The sequence below is a fragment of the Actinoplanes sp. NPDC051470 genome (assembly GCF_040682035.1).
Lineage (GTDB): Bacteria > Actinomycetota > Actinomycetes > Mycobacteriales > Micromonosporaceae > Actinoplanes.
In genome coordinates this window covers 117915-134146 of the sequence record NZ_JBFBAA010000011.1, presented here as the reverse complement: position 1 = coordinate 134146, position 16232 = coordinate 117915, and the positions used below count along the sequence as shown (strand labels likewise).

General features: G+C 72.8%; 17 protein-coding genes. 11 read left to right on the top strand and 6 right to left on the bottom strand.

Features of this window, described 5'->3' with window-relative positions:
- Positions 1 to 74: 74 nt before the first annotated feature.
- Positions 75 to 869, bottom strand: a complete 795-nt coding sequence (locus AB0M54_RS20825; protein ID WP_364325922.1) for a CDP-alcohol phosphatidyltransferase family protein — start codon at positions 867 to 869, stop codon at positions 75 to 77.
- Between the two features lie 105 nt (positions 870 to 974).
- On the opposite strand from AB0M54_RS20825, the gene AB0M54_RS20820 reads away from it, so the two are divergent.
- Complete coding sequence (locus AB0M54_RS20820) at positions 975 to 1943, top strand: zinc-binding alcohol dehydrogenase (RefSeq protein ID WP_364325925.1); 969 nt, start codon at positions 975 to 977, stop codon at positions 1941 to 1943.
- Between the two features lie 4 nt (positions 1944 to 1947).
- A complete protein-coding gene (locus AB0M54_RS20815; protein ID WP_364325928.1) occupies positions 1948 to 2346 on the top strand; it encodes a 6-carboxytetrahydropterin synthase in 399 nt (132 codons plus the stop codon).
- Here the strand turns inward: AB0M54_RS20815 and AB0M54_RS20810 are convergent.
- Both AB0M54_RS20810 and AB0M54_RS20805 read right to left on the bottom strand, forming a co-directional pair.
- A complete protein-coding gene (locus AB0M54_RS20810) occupies positions 2328 to 2639 on the bottom strand; it encodes an antibiotic biosynthesis monooxygenase family protein (protein ID WP_364325931.1) in 312 nt (103 codons plus the stop codon). The genes AB0M54_RS20815 and AB0M54_RS20810 overlap by 19 nt on opposite strands.
- Positions 2636 to 3550, bottom strand: a complete 915-nt coding sequence (locus AB0M54_RS20805) for an NADP-dependent oxidoreductase (protein WP_364473132.1) — start codon at positions 3548 to 3550, stop codon at positions 2636 to 2638. The genes AB0M54_RS20810 and AB0M54_RS20805 overlap by 4 nt, the downstream gene beginning before the upstream one ends.
- A gap of 65 nt (positions 3551 to 3615) precedes the next feature.
- On the opposite strand from AB0M54_RS20805, the gene AB0M54_RS20800 reads away from it, so the two are divergent.
- The 4 genes from AB0M54_RS20800 (at position 3616) to AB0M54_RS20785 (ending at position 7706) form a co-directional block, all read left to right on the top strand.
- On the top strand, positions 3616 to 4584 hold the full coding sequence (locus AB0M54_RS20800; RefSeq protein WP_364473130.1) for an Lrp/AsnC family transcriptional regulator: 969 nt from the start codon (positions 3616 to 3618) through the stop codon (positions 4582 to 4584).
- Positions 4585 to 4758: 174 nt separating this feature from the next.
- Positions 4759 to 5817 carry a glycosyltransferase family 4 protein gene (locus AB0M54_RS20795; RefSeq protein WP_364473128.1) on the top strand — a complete coding sequence of 353 codons (1059 nt, stop codon included), beginning with the start codon at positions 4759 to 4761 and terminating at the stop codon, positions 5815 to 5817.
- Positions 5807 to 6577 carry a class I SAM-dependent methyltransferase gene (locus AB0M54_RS20790; RefSeq protein WP_364473126.1) on the top strand — a complete coding sequence of 257 codons (771 nt, stop codon included), beginning with the start codon at positions 5807 to 5809 and terminating at the stop codon, positions 6575 to 6577. Before AB0M54_RS20795 ends, AB0M54_RS20790 begins: the two co-directional genes overlap by 11 nt.
- Positions 6578 to 6638: 61 nt before the next feature.
- A complete protein-coding gene (locus AB0M54_RS20785) occupies positions 6639 to 7706 on the top strand; it encodes a lysylphosphatidylglycerol synthase transmembrane domain-containing protein (protein ID WP_364473272.1) in 1068 nt (355 codons plus the stop codon).
- Position 7707: 1 nt separating this feature from the next.
- On the opposite strand, the gene AB0M54_RS20780 is transcribed toward AB0M54_RS20785, so the two are convergent.
- The gene (locus AB0M54_RS20780) at positions 7708 to 8397 is read right to left on the bottom strand and encodes a dihydrofolate reductase family protein (protein ID WP_364473124.1); all 690 of its coding nucleotides are present in this window, start codon (positions 8395 to 8397) and stop codon (positions 7708 to 7710) included.
- Positions 8398 to 8563: 166 nt separating this feature from the next.
- Between AB0M54_RS20780 and ribA the strand changes: the two genes are divergently transcribed.
- The 4 genes from ribA to recQ all read left to right on the top strand — a co-directional run bounded on the left by ribA (position 8564) and on the right by recQ (position 14002).
- Positions 8564 to 9214: a GTP cyclohydrolase II gene (ribA, locus tag AB0M54_RS20775; RefSeq protein WP_364325952.1), complete on the top strand. Its 651-nt coding sequence runs from the start codon at positions 8564 to 8566 to the stop codon at positions 9212 to 9214.
- 33 nt (positions 9215 to 9247) lie between these two features.
- Complete coding sequence (locus tag AB0M54_RS20770; RefSeq protein ID WP_364473122.1) at positions 9248 to 11173, top strand: SpoIIE family protein phosphatase; 1926 nt, start codon at positions 9248 to 9250, stop codon at positions 11171 to 11173.
- Entirely contained in the window at positions 11170 to 12105 is a 936-nt protein-coding gene (gene pip / locus AB0M54_RS20765; protein ID WP_364325958.1) for a prolyl aminopeptidase, read from the top strand. The genes AB0M54_RS20770 and pip overlap by 4 nt, the downstream gene beginning before the upstream one ends.
- Before the next feature lie 64 nt (positions 12106 to 12169).
- A complete protein-coding gene (gene recQ, locus AB0M54_RS20760) occupies positions 12170 to 14002 on the top strand; it encodes a DNA helicase RecQ (protein ID WP_364325961.1) in 1833 nt (610 codons plus the stop codon).
- An 84-nt stretch (positions 14003 to 14086) separates the two neighbouring features.
- On the opposite strand, the gene def is transcribed toward recQ, so the two are convergent.
- Together def and AB0M54_RS20750 are read right to left on the bottom strand one after the other, a co-directional pair.
- A complete protein-coding gene (def, locus tag AB0M54_RS20755; RefSeq protein ID WP_364325964.1) occupies positions 14087 to 14584 on the bottom strand; it encodes a peptide deformylase in 498 nt (165 codons plus the stop codon).
- A 10-nt stretch (positions 14585 to 14594) separates the two neighbouring features.
- On the bottom strand, positions 14595 to 15797 hold the full coding sequence (locus AB0M54_RS20750) for a chorismate-binding protein (protein WP_364473270.1): 1203 nt from the start codon (positions 15795 to 15797) through the stop codon (positions 14595 to 14597).
- A 188-nt stretch (positions 15798 to 15985) separates the two neighbouring features.
- On the opposite strand from AB0M54_RS20750, the gene AB0M54_RS20745 reads away from it, so the two are divergent.
- Positions 15986 to 16186: a DUF5999 family protein gene (locus tag AB0M54_RS20745; protein ID WP_364325965.1), complete on the top strand. Its 201-nt coding sequence runs from the start codon at positions 15986 to 15988 to the stop codon at positions 16184 to 16186.
- Positions 16187 to 16232 lie beyond the last annotated feature (46 nt).

Genomic DNA, 16232 nt, shown 5'->3' with positions numbered 1-16232 from the left:
TGGGAGCATGTCGGCCGGGGTGCGGCCCGCACATCGGCCCGCGGGCAGGACGTGTGCGGGGGCGACTACGACTTTCAGCCGACCGGGGCGGGCTCGCGGAGGACGCGGCGGTGACGCGCGACGATCGGCAGCTCGGTGCGGGCGGCGGCCGACCGGCGCAGCTGCTCGGCGCGCCACAGATAGCCGATGTCGCGACCGAACGACCAGGTCAGCGAGATCAGCGCGACGGCCAGACCGGCAAAGGCGATCGGGTACGGGAGGATGTGCGCCGTCGCCACGACCAGCACCACACCCTGGGTGGCGGCGACCACCTTGCGGGAGAACTTCGGCGGCAGCGGGGCGGTCAGCCACGGCGCCGGCCAGGAGGCGGCCACGAAGACGTAGCGGAACGCGCCGATCGCCACCGTCCACCAGCCGAACGTGCCGGCCACGAAGACGCTGAGCACCAGGATCAGGAACGCGTCGATCTCCATGTCGAAGCGGGCGCCGAGCGTCGTCGAGCTGCCGGTCCGCCGGGCCACCTGGCCGTCGACGCCGTCGAGCGCGAGCGCCACGCCGACCAGGGTGACCAGCGCCACCATGTGGATGGGCCGGGTGAACGAGGTCACGACCAGCGCGGTCACCCCGCCGACCATCAGCGCACGGGCGAAGGTGACCAGGTTCGCGGGGCCGAGCCTGGTGAGTCCGGCGCGGCGCAGGCCGAGCGCGAGCAGGGCGCAGAGCACGATTCCGTACGCGGCGCCGGCCGCGAGTCCGCCGGTCGAGAGGCCCACGGTCGCCCCCAGCGCGATCAGCAGACCGGCCTGGACGAGCAGGCCGAGCGCCGGTCCACGACTGCTGGACGTAGCCGACTGGGTACTGGATGTCACCGTGCCTCCCGGGTGGCAAGATCGGTTGCCGCGTAGTGTTGCCGCTGTCTAACCCGAATACGCTCGCCGAGCCGCATTCGGTTCAGCCTGTCTAGGAGTCCTTCTATGTCGGACGGCGCACGCGCCTTCTGGTTGGCTTTCCCGGGACGGGGCGAGATACGCACCGAAGACCTGAGTGATCCGTCGGATGACGAAATTCTGGTGCGTACGCTGCACTCCGGCGTGAGCCGCGGCACCGAGACCCTGGTCTTCGCCGGCGGCGTGCCCCCGAACCAGCACGACGTGATGCGCGCGCCCCATCAGGTGGGCGACTTCCCGGGCCCGGTCAAGTACGGCTACCTCAACGTCGGCGTGGCCGAGACCGGCCCGCTCGAGGGCCGCACCGTGTTCTGCCTCTACCCCCATCAGACGAGGTACGTGGTGCCGGCCGCCGCGGTCACGGTGGTGCCCGACGGCGTGCCGCCCGCCCGGGCCGTGCTCGCCGGAACGGTGGAGACCGCGGTGAACGCCGTCTGGGACGCGGCGCCGCTGATCGGCGACCGGATCGCGGTGGTCGGCGGCGGCATGGTCGGCTGCTCGGTGGCCGGGGTGCTGGCCGGGTTGCCCGGCGCCCGGGTGCAGTTGGTCGACGTGGACGAGTCCCGGGCCGCCGTGGCCGAGAGGCTGGGGGTGGGCTTCGCGACACCGGCCGAGGCCGCGGGCGACTGCGACGTGGTGATCCACGCCAGTGCCACCTCGGCCGGGCTGACCCGCTCGCTCGAACTGCTCGCCCCGGACGCCACGGTCGTCGAGCTCTCCTGGTACGGCGACCGCCCGGTGACCGTGCCGCTGGGCGAGTTCTTCCACTCGCGCCGGCTGACCGTGAAGTCGAGCCAGGTCGGCGGCATCCCGCCGGGCCGGCGTCGTACGTACGCGGAACGCCTCGCTCTTGCCCTTGATCTGCTGAAGGACGACCGGTTCGACGCGTTGATCACGGGCGACTGCGCCTTCGCCGAGCTGCCGGACGTGCTGCCGCGGCTGACCGACGGGTCGTTGCCCACGCTGTGTCACATCGTCAACTACGAAGGGGAGTAAGAGCTTGTTCAGCATCACCGTCCGCGACCACATCATGGTCGCGCACAGTTTCTCCGGCGACGTCTTCGGGCCCGCGCAGAAGCTGCACGGCGCCACCTTCATCGTGGACGCCACGTTCCGGCGCCCCGAGCTGGACGCGGACAACATCGTCGTCGACATCGGCCTGGCCGGCGAGCAGCTGCACGCCATCTGCGGGAAGCTCAGCTACCGCAACCTCGACGACGAGGCCGACTTCCGGGGGATCAACACGTCGACCGAGTTCCTGGCCAAGGTGATCGCCGACCGGCTGGCGACCGCGATCGCCGAGGGCGCGCTCGGAGCCGGCGCCTCGGGCCTGGCCGGCCTCCAGGTGACGCTGCACGAGTCGCACATCGCCTGGGCCGCCTACGAGCGCGAGCTCTGAGGCCCGACCTCGACCACAACCTCGAACAGGCCGGGCCGGGCCGTCACCCCCGCGACCCGCTGCCCGGCCGGGGTGAAGTCCCGGAACACCGCGCGGTAGGACTCGACGTCCGCCCACAGCGCGACGTTGACGTACTGGAACGTGGTGTCGTTCAGGCCGGTGTTGCGGTGCAGCCTGGCCTGGACGAAACCCGGCGCCGTGGCGAAGTGGCCGATCGTGTCGCGCCAGGCCCGCAGGAACTCGTCCTCGGCGGCCGGCTCGACGGCGAAGCAGTTGATCAGCGTGACGGTCATCGGGGCTCTCCCAGGGTGACGATGATCCGGCCACGGGTGTGGCCGGTGGCCGAGGCGGCCTGAGCGTCCCCGGCCCGGTCCATCGGGAAGGTGCGGGTGACGGGCAGGGTGAGCCGGCCGGCCGCGACCAGGCGGGCGCCCTCGCGCAGAGCCGGGGTCCGGTCGCGGCCGAAGCCGGTGGAGACCGAGGCGCCGTGGCCGGGGGCGCTGAAGTCGGCGATGGACACCACGGCGGCCGGGTCGCCGGTCAGCCGGATCAGCTCGGGGATGACGCCCGAACCGGCGATGTCCACGGCGGCGTCGACCCCGGCCGGGGCGAGCGCCCGCACCCGGTCGACCAGGCCCGGACCGTACGTGGTGGGCACGGCGCCGAGGGCGGCCAGATAGTCGCGGCCGGCCGGGCCGGCCACCCCGATGACGGTGGCGCCGCGCTCGACGGCGAACTGGACGGCCGCCGACCCGACGCCGCCACTGGCCCCGTTGACCACGACGGTCTGCCCGGCCCGGACCCGGGCGTCGTCCAGGACGCGCAGGGCGGTCTCGAACGGCGTGGCGAAGCCGGCCGCTTCCACCAGCGTCACCCCGCGCGGCGCGTGCGCCCAGGAGGTGAGCACGGCGTGTTCGGCGTACGTGTCCCGGCCCGAGCCGAACACCGCGTCGCCCACCTCGACGCCGGCCACCCCGGCGCCCACCTCGTCGACGATGCCCGCGGCGTCACCGCCGACCCCGGCCGGCAGCCGCAGCGGACGGACCTCCCGGAGCAGGCCCTGCCGGACCTTCCATTCCAGCCCGTTCACGCCCGCGGCCCGCACCGCGATCCGGATCTCGCCCGCGCCCGCGTGCGGCTCGGCGACCTCGGCGATCTCCAGCACTTCCGGCCCGCCGTAGCGGGCGAATCGCACAGCCTTCATGACGGCATCGTCGCCACGGATGCGGTGTATCGGCGCTAGTAGCGGCCTCGACGCACGAATCCGGCATGATCGACGACATGCTGATGGAATCCGATGACCTCGACCGGAGCCTGATGCACGCGCTGCACCTGGACGGGCGGGCGCCCTTCGCCCGGATCGGCGAGGTGCTCGGGGTCTCCGACCGCACGGTCGCCCGCCGCTACGCCCGGCTGCGCGAGATGGGCGTGATCGCGCTCGTGGGTGAGGTGGATCCGCGCCGCCTGGGCGGATCCGAGCAGGTGATCCGCATGCGGTGCCGGCCCGGGTCGGCGGCCCCGGTGGCCGAGGCGCTGGCCCGGCGCGACGACACCCGGTGGGTGGTCCTGCTCTCCGGCGGGACCGAGATCAGCGCCGGCCTGCGGGCCTGGTCCGCGAGCGCCCGTGACGAACTGATCCTCCAGCGGCTGCCGCGCACCGCCCCGGTCGTCTCGGTCACCGCGCACGGCGTGCTCCACGTGTTCAGCACCGCCCGGCACGGCTTCGAAGGCGCCGGGCCGCTCACCGCCGACCAGATCGCCGCTCTCCGCCCGGCCTACGAGGATGTCGCCGGCACGCATCTCACCGACGCGGACCGTCCCCTGGTGGAAGCCCTCGCGGTCGACGGCCGTGCGCCCTACCCCGTGCTGGCCGCGGCGACCGGCTGGTCCGAGTCGACGGTGGCCCGCCGCGTCCACGCGCTCCGTGCGGCCGGCTTGCTCCGCTTCGACCTCGACGTCAACGCGGCCGCGCTGGGCCGGCCCACCGAGGTGCGCATCTGGGCCAGCGTGCCGCCCGGACATCTGGCCCGGACCGGCGCCGCGATCGCCGCGCATCCGGAGGTCGTGTTCTGCGCGGCCACCACCGGGCCGACCAACCTGCTGGTCTCGGCCGTCCTCCGGGACGACCACGACCTCTACCGCTACCTGACCGAGGACCTGGGCGCGCTGCCGCTGATCGGCGAGGTGCAGACCGCGCCGGTGATCCGCGTCGTCAAGCGCGCCGGGCGCCGCCCGTGATCAAGAACCGGCACCCCGGATGGTGCCTCACCACCCGGCTCGTGGTTGCGTGTACGTGAGGCATATAGGTGCGCAGAGCAAGAACAAGTGTGACGCGGTGACGCGTATAGGTGCGCAGAGCAAGAACATGTGTGACGGGCTGACGCATGTGGGTGCTCGGAGCAAAGGGACGTGATGGGGCAAGTCGGTAGGTATTTCGTGCTGCCCGGCGGCGTGGACGATCCGGAGCGGCCGAGCGGCGGCAACCGCTACGACCGGGCCGTCTGTGATCGGCTCGACGGGGTGCACGAGATCGCGGTGCCCGGCTCGTGGCCGCGGCCGTCGGAACGGCAGGCGAAGGCCCTCGATGCCGCCCTCGGCGACATTCCGGAAATGTCCGATGTGGTGATGGACGGGCTGGTCGGCTGCGGGGTGCCGGATGTCGTGGAAGCGGCGGCGCGACGCGGGCTGCGGGTGGTCATGGTGGTCCATCTGCCCCTGGGGGACGAGTCGGCCGACGCGGCCGATCTGGTGCCGCTGGAGCGACGCGCGCTGCACGCGAGCGCCGCCGTGGTGGTGACCAGCGAGCAGGCGGCCCGCCGGGTGGTCGAATTGCACGAGTTGCCGGAGAACAAGGTGTTCGTCGCGCCGCCCGGTGTCGATCCGGCGCCGGTGGCCGAACCCTCCCCCGGCGGCGGGCGCCTCCTCTGCGTCGCGGCGCTCTCCCACCGCAAGGGCCAGGACGTGCTGATGCGGGCCCTGGCCACGCTGGGCGACCTGGAGTGGACCTGCACGTTCGTCGGCGCGGGAACGCCACCGGACCTGGCCGCCCTCGGAGGGCCGGACGACGGCGCGGCGGCCGTTGACCTCGGCGGGCGCGTCGTGTTCGCGGGGGCCAAGGGCGGGGCAGAGCTCGATGCCGCGTACGCGGGGGCGGATCTGCTGGTTCTGCCGTCGCGGGCGGAGACCTACGGGATGGTGGTGACCGAGGCGCTGGCCCGGGGTGTGCCGGTGCTGGGCACCCAGGTCAGCGGGGTGCCGGAAGCGCTCGGCGCGGCCCCCGACGGTACGGCGCCGGGGCGGCTGGTGGCGCCGGGCGATCCCGGGGCGCTGGCCACGGCGCTGCGGGAATGGCTGACCGACGGGACACTGCGGGAGCGGTGGCGGGCGGCGGCACGGGCGCGGCGGGAGACGCTGCGCGGCTGGGATGAGACGACCCGACTTTTGAGCGAGGTGCTGGGGCATGACGGGTGAGTTCAGCGCGGACTGGTTGACGCTGCGGGAGCCGGCCGACGCCGCCGCCCGGGACCGGGGGCTGGTGGACGCGCTCCGGGCGACGCTGACCGGGCCGGTGGTGGTACGCGATCTCGGCTGCGGGACCGGGTCGATGGGGCGGTGGCTGGCGCCGCAGCTCGGCGGGCCGCAGCACTGGGTGCTGATGGACCGGGACCCGGCGCTGCTGGAGCACGCGGGCGCCCACCTGCCGGACGGGGTGACCGTCGAGACGCGGCAGGGCGACGTGACCGGGCTGACCGGGGCCGACCTGGCCGGCACGTCGCTGGTCACCTGTTCGGCCCTGCTCGACCTGCTGACCGTCGACGAGGTCGAGGCGCTGGCCGCGGCGTGCGCCGAGGCCGGGGCGGCCGCGCTGTTCACGCTGTCGGTGACCGGTGAGGTGTCGCTCGACCCGGCCGATCCGCTGGACGACGAGGTCGCGGCCGCGTTCAACGAACATCAGCGCCGGGCGATCGGCGGGCGGCGGCTGCTCGGGCCGGACGCCGCCGACGCCGCGGCCGCCGCGTTCGGGAAGGCCGGCGCGACCGTCACCGTGCGGCCGGCGCCGTGGCGTCTGGATACCGACAATGGGGCGCTCGCCACCGAATGGCTTCGGGGCTGGACCGGCGCGGCCCTCGAACAGCGTCCTGACCTGCGGTTGGACGACTACCGGGAGCAGCGGCGAAGCGCCGGATTCGTCGCGAGTGTCGGCCATGCGGACGTGCTCGCGACGTTTTGATTGAACCGATCCGCGGCAGCTCGGCGTACAGGAGGGTGTACGAGCTACCGAGGGGACAGCAATCGTGACGCGAACGGTCTGGGCATGGGTACGTGTGCTCGGTGGCGCAGCCATCATCGGCCTCCTGATCTGGAAGCTGGGCACCGGCGCCTTCCTCGACGGCCTGCGGGTGATCGACGGCGGCACGTTGCTGGTGGCCTTCGGCATCGGCGTCACGACCACGGTGTTCAGCGCCTGGCGCTGGTGCCTGGTGGCCCGGGGGATCGGGATGCGCCTGCCGATGCGGGCCGCGATCGCCGACTACTACAAGGCGTTGTTCCTGAACGCGGCGCTGCCCGGCGGGGTGCTCGGCGACGTGGACCGCGCGGTGCGGCACGGCAAGGACACCGGTGATGTCGGCCGCGGCGTCCGCGCGGTGGTGCTGGAGCGTACGGCGGGCCAGATCGTCCTCTTCGTCGTCGGCCTGACCGTGCTGGTCACCGTGCCCTCGCCGGTCCTGGACGTGCTGGCGCGGCACGGAGCCGCGGCGGCGGCGACCACCCTGGCCATCCTCGCGGCCGGCGCGATCGTCGTGCTCGGCACGCGCCGCCTGCGCAGCGGCACCTCGCGGATCGCCAAGGGCGCGCGCACCGGGCTGGCCGAGATCCGCACCGGCCTGCTGTCCCGGCGCAACTGGCCGGGCGTGCTGCTGGCGTCGAGCGTCGTGCTGGCCGGCCACCTGGCGACGTTCGTGGTCGCCGCCCGGGCCGCCGGTTCCACCGCCTCGGTGCTGCGGCTGGCCCCGCTGATGCTGCTCGCGCTGCTGGCGATGACGCTGCCGCTGAACGTGGGCGGCTGGGGACCGCGTGAGGGCGTGACCGCGTGGGCGTTCGCCGCCGCCGGGATGAGCGCCACCCAGGGCCTGACCATCGCGGTGGTGTACGGCGTGTTCGCCTTCGTGGCGGCGCTGCCCGGCGCGGTGGTGCTGATCGCACGCTTCGCGGCCCGGTCGCGTACGACGGCGCCCGTGGCCGTGGCCGAGCCGGTGCTCGAGCCGGTGGCCGTTCCGCAGGTCGGGCCGGAGGTCGCGCCCGCCTTCATCCCGGCTCAGCGTCCCGCCCCGCGCGTCCTGGCAACGACTGGTGCCTGAGCTACCCGGCGTACCGGTCCGAGAGCGCGTACCTGAGCAGGACCACGTCGCCGATCTGCTGAACGGAAGCCAGGTCGGCGCGGCGGTCGCGGCCCCACGGGAAGACGCCGTCGTGCACGAAGCGCGGCGCCCGGGAGTCACCGACGAAGATCGGCGCGACCACGAGCTGGAGCTCGTCGGCCAGGCCGGCGCTGAGGAACTGGGTGTGCATCGTGCCGCCGCCCTCGACCATCAGCCGGCCGACGCCCCGCTCGTGCAGGTCGGCGGTGACCCGGTGGACGTCGACCGGCTCGCCGCCGTCGACCACCTCGGCCGCGTCGCCGAGCCGCTTGCGCGCCAGCTCGACCGTTCCGGAGGCACAGTAGACGAGCTTCGTCACGTCGCCCGTGGTGAAGAACCGCGCCGCCGGGTCGAGGTCGCAGCTGCTGGTCACGGTCACCTTGATCGGGGTCGGGGGTTGACCCCGGGCCGCCCGGCGGGCCCGGCGCTCGGCCGAGCGGACCAGCAGCCGGGGATCGTCGGTGCGGACGGTGGCCGCCCCGACCAGGATCGCGTCGCAGCCGGCCCGCACCTCGTCGACCCGGTCGAAATCGGCCTCGTTGGACAGCAGCAGCCGTTCCACCGCGGTGTCGTCGACATATCCGTCGATGGACATGCCGCAGCTCAGCAGCACGTACGGTCGCTCACCCACCGATGTTCCCTTCCTGGCGAGCGACGATCGTCACCCTGGCCGATCACGATGCGTCCAAGATAATCGGAGCTTCGATTGCTGGCACATTCACATCCTGTTACGGCATGGTGACGGAGATCTTTGGGCATCGTGCCGGGGGCGCGAGGCCGCAGTACGAGGAGGGCCGATGAGACAGACACCCGAGGCGGTCGTACGGACGCAGGTGACGGTTCCCTTGCGGTTCGGCGACGGCTACACCAGCAGTGCCCGCGTGTTCACCTTCGACGGGTTGGTGGACGGCAAGGAGCACCTGGCCCTGGGCCTGGGTGACTGGCGTCGGGCGGTGGCCCGGTCCTCGGTCGGCGGCCGCCCTCCCCTGGTCCGGCCACACAGCGAGTGCCTCACCGGCGACGTCTTCGGCAGCCAGCGCTGCGACTGCGGTCCCCAACTGCGGGAGGCGGTGGAACGGATCACCGAGGCCGGCGGTCTCCTGCTCTACCTGCGGCAGGAGGGCCGGGGCATCGGGCTCTACGCCAAGCTCGACGCGTACGCGCTGCAGGACGCCGGCCTGGACACCTACGAGGCGAACGTGGCCCTGGGGCACGGCGAGGACGAGCGGGACTACACCGTGGCGGCGCAGATGCTGCTGGCCCTGGGCGCGGAACGCATCCGGCTGCTGAGCAACAACCCCGACAAGACCGAGCAGTTGAAGGCGGCCGGGGTGAAGGTCGAGGAACAGATCCCCACCGGTGTGCACGTATCCGCGGCAAACGTCCGTTATCTGGCCACAAAGGCGTCACACACCGCCCATACGATCGATCTTCCGCTGGCGGAGTGAGCCGGAAGGTCCGGCATACGGCAGGATGGGGCGGTGACCGTGCCCGCCGATGACGGGCTGCTCGCCGACGCGATCGAGCAGCTGCCGTTCATCCTGGCCGTCTGCGAGGGCCCCGACCTGCTGATGGTGTCCGTCAGCGGGGCCACCCGGGCGGTGCTCGACGGTCGCGACATCATCGGCCGGCCGGTCCGCGAGGTACTCAGCGACCTCGTCGGCCAGCAGATCCCCGACGCCTACCACGAGGTGTACAAGACCGGCGAGCCCAGCAATGGCCAGGAGTGGCGGGTCCACCTGGACGCGCCCGGCGGCGGCACGATCGAGATGTGGGCCAACTTCACCATCGTGCCGTGGCGGAACCCCGACGGATCGCTGCGCGGCGTGATCGGCGCCGGCTTCGACGTGACCGAGAGCGTACGCAGCCGCCTGGCCGCCGAGGCCGAGGCGGCCGACCTGCAGGAACGCTACGAGCAGACCCGCGACGTGGTGGCCGCCCTGCAACGCGAGCTGCTGCCGGCCGGCCTGCCGGTGGTGCCCGGGGCCCAGATCGCGGCCAGCTACCTGCCCGCGGTGGCCGACAGCGCGGCCGGCGGCGACTGGTTCGACGCGGTGACCCGCCCGGACGGCACGGTGGCCCTGGTCGTGGGCGACGTGGTCGGCCACGGTGTGACCGCCGCCGGCGTGATGGGCCAGCTCCGCGCGGTGCTGCGCGACCGGCTGGACACCGGCGACCACCCGGTCGACGCGTTCGCGGCGGCCGACCGCCTGGCCCGCCGGCTCCCGGCCGCCCACGCCACCACGGTCTGCCTCGCGCTGCTCGACCCGGCCGACGGCTCGCTGACCTACTGCACGGCCGGGCATCCGCCGCCCCTGGTCGTGACGGCCGCGGGTGAGAGCCGCTACCTGCCCGGCACCGGCGGCACCCCACTGGGCACCGGAGCGCTCTTCCCCGTACGCACCGCGACCCTCGCCGAAGGCGACGTGCTCGTCCTCTACACCGACGGCATCCTGGAGCGCCCCGGCCGCACCATCCCGGACAGCACCGCCGAGCTGGCCCACGTGGCGGCCGACAGCGCGGCCGGGCGGGCCCTGCGCGCCCCCGAGCTGAGCCCGGCCGAGCGGGTCTGCTCGCAGACGGTCGAGCTGCTGGTGCGCACCACCGGACACAGCGACGACATCACCGTGCTGGCCGTGCAACGGGTCGCCCCGCCCGGCCCGCTCGACCTGACCCTGCCCGCCGAGCCCGGGTCGCTGCGCCCGTCCCGCACGGCGATCGGCGAGTGGCTGACCGGGCTCGGCGCCACCGACCACGACACCTTCCTGCTGCAACACGCGCTGGGCGAGCTGGTGACCAACGCGATCGAGCACGCCTTCGACGGCGTCACCGACCCGCCGCGGGCGCCGGTGGTGCGGCTGCACGCCGAACTCGACGCGGCCGGCTGCCTGGAGGCGACGATCACCGACCAGGGCCGGTGGCGCGAACCGGCCCGGCAGTCGACGCGCGGCCGCGGCCTGGCGCTGACGTCGCAGCTGGTCGAGTCGATGCGGGTGGAGCCGACCGCGACCGGGACCGTGGCGACCGTCCGCCACACGCTGACCCGCCCCGCGCTGCTCGCCAACGCGTCCGCGCCGCTGCCCGCCGCGGCCCCGGCCGACTTCCACCTCGGTGAGCTGAACGGCGTCGAGGGCGGCGTACGCGTCCAGGGCCCGATCGACACCACCACGGCCGACCGCCTGGAACAGGGCCTGCTCCGGCGCAGCCGGGGCGGCACTTTGCCGCTCACCGTCGACCTCACCCTTGTCACCCACCTGGCCAGCGCCGGCGTCTCGGCGCTGCACCGGGTGGCCGAGCGGCACGGCCGGCAGGGCGGCAAGCTCACCCTGGTCGCGGCGCCCGACTCCCCCGCCCGGCACGTGCTCGCGCTCGTCGCCATCCCCGACGTCTCGATCGGATCCCCATGACCGGCGCCGTGCTCGACAGTGGACATCTCGAGGTCGGCGACGGCCACGCGCTCTACTGGGAGGAATGGGGCGCGCCGGACGGCGTACCCGTCGTCTGTCTGCACGGCGGTCCCGGCGCCGCCTTCAACGACACCCACAAGCTGCTCTTCGACCCGGCGCGCCATCGGGTGCTCTTCTTCGACCAGCGCGGGTGCGGCCGCAGCACGCCCACCGGCAGCGTCGAGCACAACACCTCGGCCGACCTGGTCGCCGACATCGACGCGCTGATGACCCACCGCGGCTGGGACACCGCCCACGTGGCCGGCGGCTCGTGGGGCTCGACGCTCAGCCTGCTCTTCGCGATCGCCCATCCGGCGCGGGTGCGCAGCCTGCTGCTCTGGAGCATCTACCTGCTGCGCCGGCAGGACGACGAATGGCTCACGCTGGGCGGTCCGCGCACGCACTTCCCGGCCGAGTGGGAGACGTTCATCGCCCCGGTCCCGGCCGATCGGCGGTCCAGCGGGAAACAGATCATCGATTGGTACGCCGGGAAGTTCCGCTCGCCCGACCCGGCCGAGGCTCTGCGGTACGCCCGGGCGTGGGTCACCTGGGAGCTGACCCTGTGTTCGATGAACTACGACGCCGCCGCGGTGGCCCGCTACGTCGACGAGGACGACAACACGGTCGCCTGCGCGATCATCGAGACGCACTTCGTCGGCAACAGCGGCTTCGTGCCGGAGAACTTCATCCTCGACTCGCTCGACGCCGTCCGGCACCTGCCGTGCCGGGTCGTCCAGGGCCGGTTCGACATGTGCACGCCGCCGGTCGAGGCGTACGACCTGGCCCGGGCGTACGGCGAGAACCTGACCCTGGAGATGGTCAACGCCGGACATCTGCGCACGGAGCCCGAGCTGATGGCCGCCCTCCGGACGGCCGCGATCTCGCTCGATTGATGGAGATTCCCGGGTTGTCCACAGGGTCCGGCCGTTCCCCCGGCGAGGTAACTACTATCGCTCAGTGACCTCGCCCAAGGACGTCCTCCATCAGGTCTTCGGCTACCCCGACTTCCGCGGGCAGCAACAAGAGATCATCGAGCACGTGACCGACGGCGGCGACGCCCTGGTGCTGATGCCGACCGGCGGCGGCAAGTCGCTGTGCTACCAGATTCCCGCCCTGGTCCGGCCCGGCACCGGCGTGGTGATCTCCCCGCTGATCGCGCTCATGCAAGACCAGGTCGACGCGCTGCGCACGCTCGGGGTGCGGGCCGGGTTCCTCAACTCGACCCAGGACTACTCGTCGCGCCAGCTCGTCGAGCAGGAGTTCATCGCCGGCGAGCTCGACCTGCTCTACGTCGCGCCCGAGGGCCTGGGCACGCCGTCGACCCAGCGGCTGCTCGAACGCGGCACGGTGGCGCTGTTCGCGATCGACGAGGCCCACTGCGTGTCCCAGTGGGGCCACGACTTCCGGCCCGACTACCTCCAGCTGTCGATGTTGCACGAACGCTGGCCCGACGTGCCGCGGATCGCGCTGACCGCCACCGCCACCACGGCCACCAAGGAAGAGATCGCCAGCCGACTCGACCTGACCCTGGCGCGACACTTCACGGCCAGCTTCGACCGGCCCAACATCCAGTACCGCATCGTGCCCAAGGCCGAGCCGCGCCGGCAGCTGATCTCCTTCCTGCGCAACGAACACCCGGGCGACGCCGGCATCGTCTACTGCCTGTCCCGGGCCTCGGTCGAGAAGGTCGCGGCCTACCTGGTCGACGAGGGCATCCCGGCGCTGCCCTACCACGCCGGGCTCGACCCGGTCATCCGCGCCACCAACCAGTCCCGCTTCCTCCGCGAGGAGGGGCTGGTCATGGTGGCCACGATCGCGTTCGGCATGGGTATCGACAAGCCCGACGTCCGGTTCGTGGCCCACCTCGACCTGCCCAAGTCGGTCGAGGGCTACTACCAGGAGACCGGGCGGGCCGGCCGCGACGGGCAGCCGTCCACGGCCTGGCTGGCCTACGGGCTGGCCGACGTCGTCCAGCAGCGCAAGATGATCGAGTCGTCCGAGGGCGACCTGTCCCACCGGCGCAACGCGGCCGCCCACCTCGACGCGATGCTGGCGCTGTGCGAGACGGTCACCTGCCGCCGGGCCCGGCTGCTCGACTACTTCGGGCAGCACGAGGTCACCGAGGGCGGCTGCGGCAACTGCGACACCTGCCTCAACCCGCCCGAGGCCTGGGACGGCACGGTCGCCGCGCAGAAGTTCCTGTCCACGGTCTGGCGGCTGCAACGCGAGCGCGGCCAGAAGTTCGGCGCCGGTCAGTCCATCGACATCCTGCTGGGCAAGGAGACCGAGAAGGTTCTGCAACACCGCCACCACGAGCTGTCCGTCTTCGGCATCGGCGCCGACCTGCGCGAGCCCGAGTGGCGCGGCGTCGTCCGCCAGCTCCTGGCCGCCGGCCTGGTGACGGTCGAGGGCGACTACGGCACGCTGGTGCTGACCGAAGACAGCACCTCGGTGCTCCGCGGCGATCGCAAGGTCATGATGCGCCGCGAGCCCGAGAAGCCGGCCAAAGCCCCGCGCGCGTCCCGCACCTCACCGTCGGCGGCGGCCACCCCGATGTCGCCCGAGGACGAGCCGATCTTCGAGCGCCTGCGGGCCTGGCGCGGCCGCGTGGCCAAGGAGCAGAAGCTCCCCGCGTACGTCATCTTCCACGACGCGACCCTGCGCGCGATCGCCGCGTTGCGCCCGACGTCCCTCGACGAACTGGGCACGGTCAGCGGCGTCGGCCGCGCCAAACTCGAGAAGTTCGGCCCCGACGTCCTCGAGACCCTGGCCGAGGGGTCAGCCCCCTGATCGGCAGGCAGCGGGAGTAGGCGCCGGGCCCGCCGCAACGAGGGCGGCGCGGACGGCCGGGCCGCCACCTCGACGGCTGTCCGGCTAGAGCGGCCGGGCGGGGCGGATCTTGCGTAGTTCGCGCAGCGCCTGGCGGCGGGTGTCGCCGGTCAGCGTGTCGATGTAGATCGTGCCGTCGAGGTGGTCGGTCTCGTGTTGCAGGGCCCGGGCCAGGAAGCCCTCGCCGTGGATGACCAGGGGCTCGCCGTGGTGGTCCTGGCCGGTGGCGGTCACCCGCAGGGCGCGGCGGGTCGGGAAGTACAGGCCGGGCACGGACAGGCAGCCCTCCTCGTCGTCCTGCTCGCCCTCGAAGTCGCTCAGCACCGGGTTGATCAGGTGGCCGATGACGTCGTCCACGTTGTACGAGAAGACGCGCAGGCTCACCCCGATCTGCGGTGCGGCCACGCCGGCCCGGCCGGGCTCGCGGACCGTGTCCTCCAGGTCGCGCACGAGCCGGCGAAGCTCGGCGTCGAAGTCGGTGACCGGGTCGGCCTCGGTACGCAGAACCGGGTCGCCGAACACGCGGATGGGCCTGATTGTCATGACCGTAAGCCTATCCAGCCGTTACCGCCGACGATGACAGGGCGGCGCGCAGCGGGCCGGCCTTGGCGGCGGCCTCGGCCACCTCGGCCGCCGGGTCGCTGTCCCAGGTGATGCCGCCGCCGGCCCAGACGTGCAAGTGGTCGCCGTCGGCCGCGGCGGTGCGGATGGTCAGGCCCAGGTCGAGGTGGTCGTGGCCGATCCAGCCGAGGGCGCCCATCGAGGCGCCGCGGCCGACCGGTTCGAGGCGGGCGATCTCGTCCAGGGCGGCCAGCTTGGGCGCGCCGGTGACCGAGCCGCCGGGGCACACCGCGCGCAGCAGCGACGCCAGGTCCACGTCGCCGTCCAAGGGGGCGGAGACGACCGACTCGGCCTGCCAGAGCCCACTCCATTCGCGTACGGCGAACAGCTGGTCGACCCGCACCGGGCCGGCGCCGGGCAGCCGGGACAGGTCGTTGCGCTCCAGGTCGACGATCATGATGTGCTCGGCCCGCTCCTTGGCCGACGTCAGCAGCTCGTGGCGGCCGGCCGGCGTGGCCGGGCGGGTGCCCTTGATCGGGCGGGTGATCACCCGGCCGTCGCGCACCTCGACCAGCGTCTCGGGCGAGGCGCAGCCGATCGCCCAGCCGTCACCGGCCAGCACGCCGCCGTAGCGGGCGCCGGCCAGCCGGGCCAGCCGGGACAGCGCCGGGATCGGATCGCCGGTGTAGGCCGCGGAGGCGTGCCCGACGACGTTGACCTGATAGATGTCGCCGCGGGCGATGGCCTCCCGGGCCAGCGCCACGGCCCGCGCATGGTCATCCGCGGTCCAGCTGTCGGCCCAGGGTTCCAGCGAGAAAGGCCGCGACGACAGCGCGGCGGGAGAAGGGGTCGCTCCCGGACGCAACGCGGAGGCCGATGCGCCGGCCGGTTCCGGACCGGATGAACCGTGCGCGAGGACGACGGCGTACACGTCAGGGAGGGCCGGCGACGGGGTCGGTGGTCCGACGGCGCCGCCGGCCATCACGGAACCGGCGGCGGCGGATACATAGAGTGCGGCGCCGCACGGAGTGCCATCGCCGGTCGGGTGGACTTGGGTGGCCGTTCGGCCGAGGTTTCGCACGCGCAGTCCGGCGGAGGAGAGGAACTCGGCGACAAGCTCTGCGGGGTCACCGCCGTCCGTCAGAGACCACTGGAAGGTAGATGACAGACGGTGACCGCCCTGGCCGGAGCTCAGTGATGCCGGAATGAGACATGAAGGAGGTGTCGGGAAGTGGTCGACAGCGCCCCTACCGTGGACCATCGGAAGCGAGGATTCTGGCAACGGGACGCCGTCACCCGCCCCATCCGCAGTCGTTCGGAGTGAGGTAACGTTCGTCACCGCAGTTGTGAATCATCACACAGCCCCTATCGGAGATACCCCTGATGTGCCAGCACAAGAGCCCTTGCCCACCCGCCGGAGCCACGGACCGCGAGGCCGCCCGGATCGTCGCGACCTGTCGCGAGCAGGGTTGGAGCCTGCTTTGCAACGGCGTCATCGTCTTTGAGGACACGGGCGAGATCCTGCCCGACGGAACGGTCATCGAGCCGCACCGCGGACCGGGTAAGCACGCCCTCGCGGCGTAACAAGAACCGCAAGGTTACCGCTACGCAAAGTAGCGACAGCAGGGCC

Excerpts from the sequence above, each read along its gene's own strand:
- AB0M54_RS20745 (WP_364325965.1), top strand. The coding sequence starts at position 15,986 with ATGTGCCAGCACAAGAGCCCTTGCCCACCCGCCGGAGCCACGGACCGC.
- AB0M54_RS20800 (WP_364473130.1), top strand. The coding sequence starts at position 3,616 with ATGATCGACGACATGCTGATGGAATCCGATGACCTCGACCGGAGCCTG.
- AB0M54_RS20790 (WP_364473126.1), top strand. The coding sequence starts at position 5,807 with ATGACGGGTGAGTTCAGCGCGGACTGGTTGACGCTGCGGGAGCCGGCC.
- ribA (WP_364325952.1), top strand. The coding sequence starts at position 8,564 with ATGAGACAGACACCCGAGGCGGTCGTACGGACGCAGGTGACGGTTCCC.
- AB0M54_RS20810 (WP_364325931.1), bottom strand. The coding sequence starts at position 2,639 with ATGACCGTCACGCTGATCAACTGCTTCGCCGTCGAGCCGGCCGCCGAG.
- pip (WP_364325958.1), top strand. The coding sequence starts at position 11,170 with ATGACCGGCGCCGTGCTCGACAGTGGACATCTCGAGGTCGGCGACGGC.
- def (WP_364325964.1), bottom strand. The coding sequence starts at position 14,584 with ATGACAATCAGGCCCATCCGCGTGTTCGGCGACCCGGTTCTGCGTACC.
- AB0M54_RS20805 (WP_364473132.1), bottom strand. The coding sequence starts at position 3,550 with ATGAAGGCTGTGCGATTCGCCCGCTACGGCGGGCCGGAAGTGCTGGAG.
- AB0M54_RS20820 (WP_364325925.1), top strand. The coding sequence starts at position 975 with ATGTCGGACGGCGCACGCGCCTTCTGGTTGGCTTTCCCGGGACGGGGC.
- AB0M54_RS20795 (WP_364473128.1), top strand. The coding sequence starts at position 4,759 with ATGGGGCAAGTCGGTAGGTATTTCGTGCTGCCCGGCGGCGTGGACGAT.